The following is a 12,142-nucleotide window of genomic DNA, read 5'->3' as shown; positions in this document are numbered from 1 at the left end:
GATGACCACCGCCAACGACACCGACACCTCTCCCGGTGCCCATGTGCTGCTCGCCGGCGCGCCGGACTCCCCGGTGCTGCTGCACGTGCCGCACTCCTCGCGCGTGGTGCCGCCGGAGGTGCGGGCCGGGATCGTGCTCGGGGACGCGGAGCTGGAACGGGAGCTCGACCACATCACGGACGCGCACACCGCGGAGATCGCGGCCGTGGCCGCGGCGTCGGCGGGCACGGCGCCCTGGCGGTTCGTCAACCGGCTCTCGCGGCTCGTCGTCGACCCCGAGCGGTTCCCCGACGAGCGCGAGGAGATGCTGGCCGCCGGGATGGGCGCCGTGTACACGCGCACCACGCACCGCGCCGAGCTGCGCCCGTCCGGCTTCGACCCGGCGCCGCTGCTCGCGCGGTACTTCGCGCCGTACGCGGAGGCCGTGACCCGGGCCGTGGACGCGCGGCTCGCGGCGACCGGCCGCGCGGTGATCGTGGACGTGCACTCGTACCCGACGGCGCCGCTCCCGTACGAACTGCACGGGGACGGGCCCCGGCCGCCGGTCTGCCTCGGCACCGACGCCTTCCACACCCCGCCCGCGCTGCTCGCGGCGGCGCGGCGGGCGTTCGCCGGGTTCGGCGGGGTCGGGACGGACAGTCCGTTCGCGGGGACGTACGTTCCGCTCGCGCACTACGCGCGGGATCCGCGGGTCTCGGCGCTGATGGTGGAGATCCGCCGCGACGGCTACATGAGCGAGCCGGGCGGTCCGGCGGGGCCGGGGGCGCGGGCCCTCGGGGTGGCGCTTGCGGCACTGGTGGACGCGGTGACGGACGAGGTGATGAGTGGCGGTCCCGGCGGTTCCTGACGTCGCCGGGAGTCCAGCGGCGGGGTCGCGCGCGCCGGGCGGGATCGGCTCGGGGACGTAAAATGAGGCGGGTGAGCGCACGCAGATACGAGCTGGTGTTCTCCGACGGCGCGGGCGAGGCCCGTGACGCCGTGACCGTCGAGCGGACCCCGGCGGCCGGTCCCGGCGGCCATCCGGTCTATGAAGACGCGACGGGCATCATCCGGGCCGAGATCAGCGATCGCGGCGAGGTGCGGATGCTCGCCTCGGGCGGGCATCAGGAGACGCCGCAGGGCGTCGTCGCCCGGCCGCTGCCGGAGGCCCCGGACTCCGCGGCTCCGAATGTCGCCTAAGCTGCCGAGATGACTTTCGACCCCGCTTCCGCAGCCGCCCCCGGTTCCGCCTCCGCCGCCGAGCCGGCGGGCCCGCGGCACGTCCGCGTCACCATCGAGCTCATCGCCGAGATCACCGACGAGGAGGCCCTCAAGGCCGCCGCGCTCGACCAGGTCCGGGACGACGCCTACATGGAGGACGCGGAGCGTGCCGAAGCCCTTGAGGCCATCGACATCGACCCCTCCGGCTCCCTCGCCCACTTCATCGACCCGGTCGCGCTCCTCGGCTCCGTGCCGGGCGTCGAGCTGGCCGCCGCCACCTGGGAGTCCGCGCGTACGGAGTACGACCCGGACGAGGAGACCTGGGAGGAGCACGACCTCGGCTGATCCCGGGCCTCTCCCGGGCCTCTCCCGGGCCGGTCCGGGTGCACGGGCGGGGAGCGGCCGGGCGGCCGGTGGCGCGCCCGCTTCCGACTGATCCGGCGCGGGCGCGGCACCTGACGACGGCGGCGGCGGTACGGGGCGGACCCGCCACCCCGCGCCGGCGCCGCCACGCCACCGGGACTCAGCTGGTGATGGAGAACGGGTCTCCGTAGACGCTCCAGTACAGCGGGGTGTTGAGGTCGAAGTTGTTCTCGTTGAGGAAGCGGCGCTGGGCGGTGCTCACGCGGGTGGTGTCGCTGTGGGCCTCCTCCTTGCGCATCTCCTCCTCGCGGGCGTCGAGGAAGGCGTTGAGGTACGTCTTCTCGTTGCCGCCGCGCGAAGGCGGCGTCGCCCGGGACATGGCGACCGCGCGGATGGAGCGGAAGCCGTCCTCGCCGTGCATGACGGCGGCGTCGTAGTAGGCGAACTGGCCGAGGGCGCGCAGGCCGTCCGACTTCGCCTGGGAGACGGCGGGGTTGAAGTAGACCCGGTCGCGCTCCTCCTCCTGGGTCTGGGTGAAGACGGAGTCCTGGGCGGCCTGGCGCCAGGCGGAGGTGAAGCCGGGGTCGAGGCCCTCGTGGGAGTCGGTGCCGTTGACCTCGCGGAGGGCGGGCAGGTACCGGGCGAGCGGGTTGCCGGGCTTCTTCTGGGTGTAGCGCTCGACGAGGTCGAGCATGTCGCCGGTGCCGGAGCAGAAGCCGATGATGCCGGCGGTGTAGCCGCGGCCGTCGCCGATGTCCTCGATGTAGGCGAACTGCGCGCGCCAGTCGAGGGAGGAGTTCTCGAAGGAGGACACCAGCTTCATGGCGATCTCCTTCTTCCGCGGGTCGTCCAGGTTGGTGCCGGTCGACGGCGGCGGGGTGGTCGAGCCGGTGCCGTAGGCCTCGACCTCCCAGAGGGAGTAACCGTACGGGGTGCCGCGCTGGGTGCCGAAGACGCGGAGGTAGCGTCCGGTGCCGTCGACGGCGAGGTCGTCGGTGCCGCCGTCGCCGGTGGTGGTGGCGTACACCTGGCGCCAGGTGGAGCCGTCGTCGGAGAGTTCGACGCGGTACGCCTTGGCGTAGGCGGCCTCCCACTTGAGGACGACCCGCTTGACGGCGGTGCCGGCGCCGAGGTCGATCCGTATCCACTGGTTGTCCACGCCCTCGGCGCTGGCCCAGCGGGTGGTGGTGGAGCCGTCGACCGCCTTGCTGCCGGTGAGCGTGCTGGTCTCGTTGGACGAGGTGGTGACCGCCCGGCCCTGCGCGAGGTTCCCGTCCGCCGCGCTGGCGGAGGGCATGAGCCCGGACAGGGCGGGCAGCAGGAGCCCGGTCGCCGCGGCGGCGACGAGGGCGGCGGTGCGGTGGCGGCGGAGGGCGTTGATGGTGGGGGGCATGTGGCTCCACTTTCTCGGGGTGGTCCCGTGTTCAGGTGGACGGATTCCTGACCAAGAACAGTTAGGAAAGCTTCCTAACTTGAGGCTGGAGCGTATGGGTGCCGTGACGTGCCCGCAAGAGGGCGGACGCCGAAGGGAGTTGAAAAACCGCCACCGGGCGCCGGCCCGGCACCGCCGAAATCGCCCTTGACCTGCGCTTCAGCCCGTCGCAGACTTGCCCGGCCCCGGGGAGGGGCGACAGGGAGGGGAATCGCATGAGCACGCTCGACGCCTGGCAGGATCGCTGCGAGCAGCTGTTCGTCGCCGGTGGCCACGCGGCCGCCCGGCGCGCCGCGCGGGAGGGCATCGAGGAGCTCGGGCCGCACCCCGATCTGTACTGCTGGCTGGCGCTCGGGCATGTCGCCGAGGACGACGACGACCACGACGACGAGGCCGAGCGGGCGTTCCGGGCCGGGCTCGCGCTCGATCCGGACCACCTGGGGCTGCTCGCCGGCTACGCGGAACTCTGTCTGCGCGCCGACGGCTTCGACCGGCCCGGGCGGGCCGGCCGCGCCGCCGGTCTGACACAGCGACTCAAGGAGCAGGCCCCCGACTCGGCCGAGGCCGGCCGGATCGAGGCCGTCGAGCGCTGGAGCCGGCGCGGCTACTGGGCCGACATCCGGATGCGTACGGCGGTGCGCGCGGTGGAGATCGAGGACCGGCGGCGCGACACCGAGGCGCAGGCCCGGGCGCTCACCGAGGACCTGTCACGGGGCGGCCCGGCGGCGCCCGTCGACCCCACCGACCGGGAGGCACTGGTGCGCGCGGCGACCGTCGAGGCGCTCGCCGGGCCGTGGAACGCGCCGGTGCGCTTCCTCGGGCGGTACCGCTCGGCCGCGTGGGTGATGTCGGCGGCCCTCTCCCTGATCACCGACGCGGTGCTCCGCCAGACGGGTGTGGTGGACTCCTTCAGCTTCTGGGGCTGTCTGTGGCTGCTCCCGGTCCTGCTCGTCGACCACCGCTTCAGGGCCGTCCGCAAGGAGGCCGAGGCCCGCCATCTCGCCGCCCTGGAGGCCTCGTTCGCCGAACGGACCTGATCAGGGGCCCGCCCACGCGGGCCGGTAGGGTCGCGGCGGGGGCGCCCGGCGAGGCGGCGCCGTGACGGTGGGGGATTGTGTGAAGCGGGCCGTGGTCATGGGCGGCAGTTACGCGGGGCTGTTCGCGGCGCGCGTGCTGAGCGAGTGGGCCGACGAGGTGACCGTCCTGGAGGCCGACGAGATCGGCGCGGACGGGACGGGCCGGCTCGCGCCGCACCGGCGGCAGCTGCACGCCCTGCTCGCCATGGGGCACGCGCAGCTGGAGCGCTGGTTCCCCGGGATGACGGCCGAGCTGGTCGCGGCCGGGGCCTGCCTCGGCGAGGGCGACGACGTGCGGTTCTACGTGGACGGCAGGCTGAAGGCGCCGGCCGGCGGAAGGCGGATGCTCGGGGTCGGCCGTCCGTTCCTGGAGGCGGCCGTGCGCCGGCGGGTCGGCGTGCTCCCCAACGTACGCCTGGTGCACGGGCAGGCCCGCGACCTGGTCCTGGGCGGCGGCCGGGTGCGCGGGGTGCGCACGGCCGAGGGCGAGGTCCTGGACGCGGACTTCGCGGTCGACGCCATGGGGCGGTCGAGCCGGCTCGGGCACTGGCTGGCGGAGGCCGGTTGGCGGCAGGCGCCGGTCGAGCGGATGCGGATCGACCTCGGGTACGCGACCGCCGCGTTCCGGCGCGGGGACGAGCTGGGCACGACGGTCGTCGCCCACAACACGCCCGGCCCGGCGAGCGGCTACCAGCCCACGCTCTGCGAACCGGGCGCGCTCGCCGCCGTGGAGGGCGACCGCTGGTCGGTGGTGCTCGCGGGCTATGCCGGGTACCGGCCGGGGCCCGACCCGAAGGAGTTCCGCGCCCGGATGCGGCGGAGCATCGAGCCGCTGCGCACCGTCGCCGACACCTGCGAGATGACCGGCGAGGTGACGACCTTCCACTTCAGGGAGAGCGTCCGGCGCGACTACGGACGCCTGGACAACTTCCCCGGCGGCCTGGTGGTGGTCGGCGACGCGATGGCGAGCGTCAACCCGGTGTACGGGCAGGGCCTGACCCTGGCCGCCCTGCAGGCCAATTCCCTGGCCGCGCACCTGCGTTCGGGGGCGGACCCCGGCTCGCCGGCGTGGGGGTACTTCCGGCGCGCGGGCGTCGTCGTCGACGCGGCCTGGCAGCTGTCGACCACCGCCGACCTCGCCCAGCCGCACGTCACCGGCCCCTACCCGCCCGGCTACCGGCTGCTGCGCTGGGCCGGCGACCGGCTCACCGAGGCCTCCGTCCTCGACTCGGAGCTCAACACCACGTACCTGAACGTGGTCAACATGGTCGAGCACCCGCGTGCCCTCACCCGCCCCGCCGTCCTGCTGCGCGCGGCCCGGGTGCTGCTCTCGGCGGACGGCCGCGGGTGACCACCGGTCGCGCGCCCGGTTTCGGGGCGCGGTGCCGCAGGGCCCCGGCCCTACGGCACCGCGGGTCGGCCCCGACTGCCCTCGGCACAGGGGGTCAGCGTTCCTCGCGGAAGTCGACGTGGGCGCCGAGGACGGGGTCGTACTTGCGCAGGATCAGGCGGTCGGGGGCGTTCTGGCGGTTCTTGCGGGTCACGTAGGTGACGCCGGTGCCGGCCGTGGACCGGAGGGTGATCACGGGGCGCTGAGTGGTGCGTGACATGGGTGTCGCTACTCCTTACCGGCTGCCGCGGCCGAGTTCGTTCGACTCGGGCATGTCAGCCTCGCGGGTGTGACCACGCTCCTGTCCCCCACATTCCCAGCCCGCCCGGGAGCCCTTCCCGGCCCCCCTCCACCCCGGTCGTCACCCTCCGGGGTCACGGGTACGCGCCACAGCGGATAAGGTGCCGAGCGATAAACCGGGATACGCAGTTCCGCACGGGGAGAAAGAAACTGATGAGTGGTCAGCAGCCGGTCAGCGCCGGCGACGCCGCGGGGATCTTCCAGCCGCTCGCCGCCGACGACCCGACGACCGTCGCCGGTTACCGTCTGGCCGCCCGCCTCGGCGCCGGCGGCATGGGCAAGGTGTATCTGTCGTACACGCCCGGGGGCCGCCCCGTCGCCATCAAGGTGATCCGGCCGGAGTTCGGCGAGGACGCCGAGTTCCGCCGCCGGTTCGCGCAGGAGGTGCGGTCCGCACAGCGCGTGCAGGGGCTGTTCACCGCGCCCGTCATCGACGCCGACGCCGAGGGCACCAAGCCGTGGCTGGCGACGGCGTACGTACCGGGGCCGTCGCTCGCCGACGCCGTCGTCGCGCACGGGGCGATGCCGGCCGAGACGGTACTGCTGCTCGTCGCGGGCATGGCCGAGGCGCTCCAGGTGATCCACGGCGCCGGGCTCGTGCACCGCGACCTGAAGCCGTCGAACGTGCTGCTCGCCTCCGACGGACCGCGCGTCATCGACTTCGGCATCGCGCACGCCGCCGACGCGACCTCGCTGACCGGCAGCGGCGTCACCATCGGCACGCCGTCCTTCATGGCGCCCGAGCAGGCGGCCGGCCGCCGGGTCACCCCGGCCACCGACGTCTTCGCGCTGGGCCAGGTCGCCGTGTACGCGGCGACGGGCGTGCCCGCGTTCGGGGAGGGCACCGGGCACGGGGTGCTGTACCGGATCGTGCACGAGGAGCCCGATCTGAGCGCGGTCCCCGAGCGGCTGAGCCAGCTGGTCACCCGCTGCCTCGCCAAGGACCCGGAGGCCCGGCCGTCGGTCGCCGAGGTGATCCGGCTGTGTCAGGAGGCCAACTCGGCGACCGTGCTGCGCCGTCCCGAGGACTGGCTGCCGGGTGCCGTCTCCGCCGACATCACGGCCCGCGCCGCGACCCCCGCGCCCGTCCAGGCGCCCCCGGCACCGCAGACTCCGCCGCAGCAGCCTCCGACCGCCCCGGCGGGTCCCCCGGCCGGGTACACGCCTTCGGCGCCGGCCGCGCCCGCCCCGGGCTACACCCCGACGGCGCACGCGACGCCACCGGCCGGGTACGCCCCCACCGCCCCGGCCGCCCCCGGTACGTCGCAGGGGCCGGCCGCCGCGCCGCCGCACCCCGGTCACGCCTACGCCCCGACGCACACCGGCGCCGCCCCGACGCCCATGCCGGGCCCGGCCCCCGTCCCGTACCCCGGCTCGGGCACCTATCCGGTCGCCACGGGCACCTTCCCGGCGGGGCAGGGGTACCCGACGCCGTATCCCGGCGCGCCGGGTGTTCCGGGAGCTCCGGGCGGGCAGCCTCCGAAGCCGCCCAAGAGCGCCGCGAAGCGGACGCTGCTCGTGGCCCTTGCCGCCGCGCTCGTCTTCGGCGTGGGCGGCGCCGGCGTCGCGTACGTCCTGACGAAGGACGGCAACAAGGGCAAGGACTCGGCGAACAGCGGCAACAAGACGGGCGGCCAGACCACCGGCAAGGGCGGGTCGGGCGGCTCGTCGTCGGGCAGCGGCTCCGGCGGCTCGTCGGCGTCCGGGAAGCCTTCCCAGCAGCCGACCGAGAAGCCCGACCCGACGCCGGTCGACTACAAGAACATCAACCTCACCGCCGGATACCACCTGACGCTCGGCGACGATGTCGTCCGGCCGCAGGACGGCGAGGACGGTAACTACGAGCTGTCCTACGACACCGGCGGCTACCTCGACGCGGAGTCCACCGGCGGCAACCTGGTGCTGCTCGACCCGGGCCAGGAGGGCACCCTCGACGTCTGCCGGTCGGAGACCCGGTTCACCCGCGAGGTGTACATCAACAAGCTGTCCCCCGGCCGGCAGATCTGCGTCACCACGGGCACCGGCCACATGGGCCTGGTCACGGTGAAGGCCTTCTCTCCGGAGGAGTCGCCCAGCACCTACATGACGCTCGACCTCACGGTCTGGCGCAACGGCGCCGTCTAGGGCGTGCCGGGACCCGAGGTGCGGGTGTCTCGCCCGGGCGGTCCGCGACCGCCCGGGCGAGCGATCAGGCGGGGACCGCCAGTTCCATCCTGGCCAGCCGGTCCGGCTCGGCCACGACCTCGATGCCGGTGATGAGGCCGTCGTCCGCCAACGTGAAGGTGAGGACGAGGTGCAGTCGGCCCTGCGGGGCCATCGCCAGGGCGAAGGCGCCGTCGACGAGGGCGAGGCCGGTGAAGCGGGCGCGGCCCATGGCCGCCATCGCGCCCTCGGCGACGGTCCGCCCGCCGGTGACGGCGATCGGTTCGGGGGTGGGGACGACCATCCGGTCGGCGTGCAGGACGACGTCGGGATGGAGGAGGGCGACCAGCGCCTCGAAGTCGCCACCGCGGGTCGCGGCGAGGAAGGCCTCGACGACGCGCCGCCGCCGGCGGAGGTCGGGGCCCGCCGCCGCCGCGACGGTGCCGCCCCTGACCCGGCGGCGGGCGCGGCTGGCGAGCTGGCGCACCGCGGTCGGGGTGCGCTCCAGCATGGGCGCGATGTCGTCGAAGGGGACGGCGAACAGGTCGTGCAGGACGAAGGCGAGGCGCTCGGCCGGGGCGAGGGTGTCGAGGACGACGAGCAGGGCGACGCCGACGGAGTCGGCCGTCAGGGCCTCCTCCTCGGGGTCGCGCCCGGACGGCCCGGCCCCGGGTTCACCGGGCCGGGCGTCGAGGGGGTCCTCACGGCGCCGGTCACGGGACCTGAGCATGTTGAGGCAGACCCGGGAGACGACGGTGGTGAGCCAGCCGCCGAGGTTGTCGACACCCGCGACGCCGGCGTCGTTCGCGCGCAGCCAGGCCTCCTGTAGAGCGTCGTCGGCCTCGGCGAGCGAGCCGAGCATGCGGTAGGCGACCGCGCGCAGATGCGGCCGGTCCTGCTCGAAGCGCTCCGTCAGCAGCGCGCCGTCGTCCCTCGCCCGCATGTGCCCCCGCTCCCCCGCTCGCCCCACCCTCGTGAACGCCTCATCCAAACACGGCTGTTCAGCCCTCCGGGACGGGGGTGCCCTGGTGGTGGTAGAGCCGCCAGCCGGTGTCCCCGTCGCCCTTGCGCCACAGGGAGCTGCGGCGCGCCCGGCGCCCGGCGATGACGGTCTCGTACGTCAGGTGCACGAGGCCCGGGGCGAGGAGCACCCCGCGCAGGCCGGAGACCTCGATGCGCGGGCTGTCCGCTCCGCCGTGCAGGGTGGGCAGGGCCGCGATCATCTCCTCGTACGTCCAGCGCCGCCCCGAGGCGCCGATCTCGACGAATTCGGGGTCGAACAGCCGGACACCGTCGGCGGAGGCCCGGACGGCGGGGTCGTGCAGGCGCAGTTCGCCGTCCGTCGCGGCGGCGACGGCGTCGCGTTCCTCGGAGGTTCCAGTCGTGTCGATCATGAACGCATCCTCTCCCGCCCCCTACCCCTCGGCAACGAATTTCGGTACCGACGGGTAGGCGCGCGCGCCGTCTTGCTATACGGTCCGTCCAACAGCTTGCTAGACACGGTGTCTAACAAGAGCCCGATTCCCGCCCTCGAGGTCCCCAAGGAGCCGCATCATGGCCAGCAGCACCGTCCAGCCGGCGGACCAGACCCGGCAGCCCGAACGAGAGGCGGCCCGCCGGCTGCTCGAGTCCTCCGCCAAGCTGTCCTACGACCCCGCCACGGAGGTCGACTGGGACACACCGCTGGACAAGGACTTCCACGGGATGAGCCCGGAGTGGAGCACCCTCTACGGCACCCGCTACTGGCAGGAGCTGACCGAGGCCCAGCGCAGGGAGCTGACCCGTCAGGAGTCGGCGTGCGTGGCCAGCACCGGCATCTGGTTCGAGATGATCCTGCAGCAGATGGTGCTGCGGGACATGTACGCCAAGGACCCGACGGACCCGCGCTTCCAGTGGGCCCTGACGGAGATCGCCGACGAGTGCCGGCACTCGATCATGTTCGGGCGCGGCGCGGCCAAGCTCGGTGCCCCCGCCTACCGCCCGGGCCGCTTCGTCCGCGAACTGGGCCGGGCCTTCAAGACACTCGCGGTCGGCGAGGCCGCGTACGCCTCGATCCTCGTCGCCGAGGAGGTGCTCGACGTCATGCAGCGCGACTGGATGCGCGACGAGCGGGTGGTCCCCTTCGTCCGGACCATCAACAACATCCATGTCGTCGAGGAGTCGCGGCACATGAGGTTCGCCCGTGAGGAGACCCGTGCGCGGCTGCGCGGGGCGGGGCCCCTGCGCCGTCACGTCCAGGCGCTGGTCGTCTCCATCGCCTCGTACTTCATCGTGACCAGCATGGTCAGCCGTGAGGTGTACGAGAAGGCCGGGCTCGACGTCGAACGCGCCCTGGCCGAGGCGAAGGCCAACGAGCACTACAAGTCGATGATGCGGTCGAGCTGCGCGGGCCTGATGGAGTTCCTGTCCTCGGCGCGGCTGCTCACCCGGCCGGCCGCGGCCGTCTACCGGCGCGCCCACCTCATCTGACCCTCCCTCCAGACCCCGCCCTCCCCGGAGCCCCGCGAGCTGACGACGCCATGACCTACGCGATCACCCAGACCTGCTGCAACGACGCGACCTGTATCGCCGTCTGCCCCGTCAACTGCATCCACCCGACGCCCGAAGAGCCCGACTTCGGCCGCACCGAGATGCTCTACATCGACCCGAGGTCCTGCATCGACTGCGGTGCCTGCGCCGACGCCTGCCCGGTCGACGCGATCTTCCCGGCGGACGCGCTGCGCCCCGGGCAGGAGGCGTACGCCGCCGTGAACGCGGCCTTCTACGAGGACCGCGCGCCGCGCGAAGCACCGGCGGACGGGCCCGTCTTCCACGCCTGGGGCGCGCCGGCGTTCGCGCGCAGCCTGCCGTCCGACTTCGGGCGGCTGCGGGTCGCGGTCGTCGGCACCGGCCCGGCCGGCATGTACGCGGCCGAGGACCTGCTCCTGCACACCGACGCCGAGGTGACGCTCGTCGACCGGCTGCCGGTGGCCGGCGGTCTGGTCCGCTACGGAGTGGCGCCCGACCACCCCGCGACCAAGCGGATCGGCGACACCTTCGCCCGCCTCCACACCCACCCGCGGGTGCGGATGTACCTGGGCGTCCAGGTCGGTACGGACGTCACGGCCGAGGAACTGGCCGCGCACCACGACGCCGTCGTGTACGCGGTCGGCGCGGCCGGCGACCGGCGGCTCGGGATCCCGGGCGAGGAGCGCGCCGGCAGCGTCTCGGCGACGGCGTTCGTCGCCTGGTACAACGCGCACCCGGAGGTCGCGCCCGACGCGATCGACCTGTCGGGGACCGAGCGGGTCGTGGTGGTCGGCGCCGGGAACGTCGCGCTCGACGTGGCCCGCGTCCTGGTCGCCGACCCGGAGACCCTGGCTGCCACGGACATCGCCGACCACGCGCTCGCGGCGCTCCGCGCGTCCGCCGTGCGCGAGGTGGTACTGCTTGCGCGGCGCGGCCCCGAGGACCTCTCGTGCACCGCGCCCGAACTCCTCGCCCTCGGGCAGCTGCCGGGTGTCCGGCTGGTCGTGGACGACCACGACCCGCGGGTCTGGGCGGCCGTCGAGGCGGCCGGGCCGCGGGACAAGGCGGCGCTGCTGCGGGGCGCGGTCCGCGAGCGGGTGGACTGGGCACGCCCGCCGGGCGAGGCGCGGCGCATCGTCTTCCGCTTCCACTCGGCGCCGGAGGAGGTGCTGGAGGGAGCGGTACGGGTCACGGGCGCGGCAGGCTCGAACGGCGCGGCAGGCCCGGCCGAGATCCCGGCAGGGCTCGTGCTGCGGGCGGTGGGGTATCGCGGACTGCCGGTGGCGGACCTGCCGTTCGACGAGACGACCGGCACCGTGCCGCACACCGGCGGCCGGGTCGAGGGCCGGCCCGGTGCGTACGTGGTCGGCTGGATCAAGCGCGGCCCGTCGGGCGGCATCGGCGCCAACCGCACCTGCGCGGCGGAGACCGTGGGCACCCTGCTCGCGGACGCCGTCGACGGCGTCCTGCCGAAGCCGACCGGCACGGCGCGCGGCTTCGACCGGCTCGCCCGCAGGCGGGCCCGGCACGTGGTGGACGCGCGCGGGCTCGCCGCGATCGAGCGGGCGGAACGGGCGCGCGGGGACGAGGCCGGCCGGCCGCGGGTCAAGCTGGGCACGCTGCCGGAGCTGGTCGCCGCGGCGCGGGGACGGCGCCGCGCGGCAGGCTGAGCAGGCCGGGTCGCAGACCGGGTCGCAGGCTGGACTTCCGGGCTCGGACGGGAGGAGCGGG

11 protein-coding genes and 2 pseudogenes are annotated in these 12,142 nt (G+C 74.4%); 8 read left to right on the top strand and 5 right to left on the bottom strand.

Translation table 11 applies throughout. The features are described from left to right. Nucleotide 1: 1 nt before the first annotated feature. The 3 genes from AB0M18_RS20650 (at nucleotide 2) to AB0M18_RS20640 (ending at nucleotide 1,545) form a co-directional block, all read left to right on the top strand. Nucleotides 2–847 (top strand): N-formylglutamate amidohydrolase, encoded by an 846-nt coding sequence (locus tag AB0M18_RS20650; protein WP_365759989.1) that lies wholly within the window; start codon nucleotides 2–4, stop codon nucleotides 845–847. A 71-nt stretch (nucleotides 848–918) separates the two neighbouring features. Next, nucleotides 919–1,179, top strand: coding sequence for a DUF6296 family protein (locus AB0M18_RS20645; RefSeq protein WP_365759987.1), 261 nt, complete (start codon nucleotides 919–921; stop codon nucleotides 1,177–1,179). Nucleotides 1,180–1,188: 9 nt separating this feature from the next. Then, nucleotides 1,189–1,545: a hypothetical protein gene (locus AB0M18_RS20640; protein ID WP_365759985.1), complete on the top strand. Its 357-nt coding sequence runs from the start codon at nucleotides 1,189–1,191 to the stop codon at nucleotides 1,543–1,545. A gap of 178 nt (nucleotides 1,546–1,723) precedes the next feature. Here the strand turns inward: AB0M18_RS20640 and AB0M18_RS20635 are convergent. Continuing rightward, nucleotides 1,724–2,416 (bottom strand): annotated as a pseudogene (locus tag AB0M18_RS20635) (chitosanase); the annotation flags it as partial. Nucleotides 2,417–2,530: 114 nt separating this feature from the next. Continuing rightward, a pseudogene (locus AB0M18_RS20630) lies at nucleotides 2,531–2,860 on the bottom strand (discoidin domain-containing protein); the annotation flags it as partial. A gap of 350 nt (nucleotides 2,861–3,210) precedes the next feature. Between AB0M18_RS20630 and AB0M18_RS20625 the strand changes: the two are divergent. Further along, nucleotides 3,211–4,032, top strand: coding sequence for a hypothetical protein (locus AB0M18_RS20625; protein ID WP_365759983.1), 822 nt, complete (start codon nucleotides 3,211–3,213; stop codon nucleotides 4,030–4,032). A 61-nt stretch (nucleotides 4,033–4,093) separates the two neighbouring features. Beyond that, entirely contained in the window at nucleotides 4,094–5,422 is a 1,329-nt protein-coding gene (locus AB0M18_RS20620) for a tryptophan 7-halogenase (RefSeq protein ID WP_365759981.1), read from the top strand. Nucleotides 5,423–5,516: 94 nt separating this feature from the next. Here AB0M18_RS20620 and rpmG read toward each other — a convergent pair whose 3' ends face one another. After that, nucleotides 5,517–5,681, bottom strand: a complete 165-nt coding sequence (gene rpmG, locus AB0M18_RS20615; protein ID WP_365759979.1) for a 50S ribosomal protein L33 — start codon at nucleotides 5,679–5,681, stop codon at nucleotides 5,517–5,519. 233 nt (nucleotides 5,682–5,914) lie between these two features. Between rpmG and AB0M18_RS20610 the strand changes: the two genes are divergently transcribed. Further along, nucleotides 5,915–7,885, top strand: a complete 1,971-nt coding sequence (locus AB0M18_RS20610) for a protein kinase (RefSeq protein WP_365759977.1) — start codon at nucleotides 5,915–5,917, stop codon at nucleotides 7,883–7,885. 64 nt (nucleotides 7,886–7,949) lie between these two features. On the opposite strand, the gene AB0M18_RS20605 is transcribed toward AB0M18_RS20610, so the two are convergent. Further along, on the bottom strand, nucleotides 7,950–8,846 hold the full coding sequence (locus AB0M18_RS20605; protein ID WP_365759975.1) for a sigma-70 family RNA polymerase sigma factor: 897 nt from the start codon (nucleotides 8,844–8,846) through the stop codon (nucleotides 7,950–7,952). 58 nt (nucleotides 8,847–8,904) lie between these two features. After that, complete coding sequence (locus tag AB0M18_RS20600) at nucleotides 8,905–9,297, bottom strand: nuclear transport factor 2 family protein (RefSeq protein ID WP_365759973.1); 393 nt, start codon at nucleotides 9,295–9,297, stop codon at nucleotides 8,905–8,907. A 160-nt stretch (nucleotides 9,298–9,457) separates the two neighbouring features. On the opposite strand from AB0M18_RS20600, the gene AB0M18_RS20595 reads away from it, so the two are divergent. Both AB0M18_RS20595 and AB0M18_RS20590 read left to right on the top strand, forming a co-directional pair. Beyond that, a complete protein-coding gene (locus AB0M18_RS20595; protein WP_365759971.1) occupies nucleotides 9,458–10,372 on the top strand; it encodes a diiron oxygenase in 915 nt (304 codons plus the stop codon). Nucleotides 10,373–10,422: 50 nt separating this feature from the next. Next, on the top strand, nucleotides 10,423–12,081 hold the full coding sequence (locus AB0M18_RS20590; RefSeq protein ID WP_365759969.1) for an FAD-dependent oxidoreductase: 1,659 nt from the start codon (nucleotides 10,423–10,425) through the stop codon (nucleotides 12,079–12,081). The last annotated feature ends 61 nt before the right edge of the window (nucleotides 12,082–12,142 follow it).

It is taken from the genome of Streptomyces sp. NPDC051909 (assembly GCF_040681095.1).
GTDB lineage: Bacteria > Actinomycetota > Actinomycetes > Streptomycetales > Streptomycetaceae > Streptomyces.
This window is presented reverse-complemented; position numbering and strand designations above follow the sequence as displayed.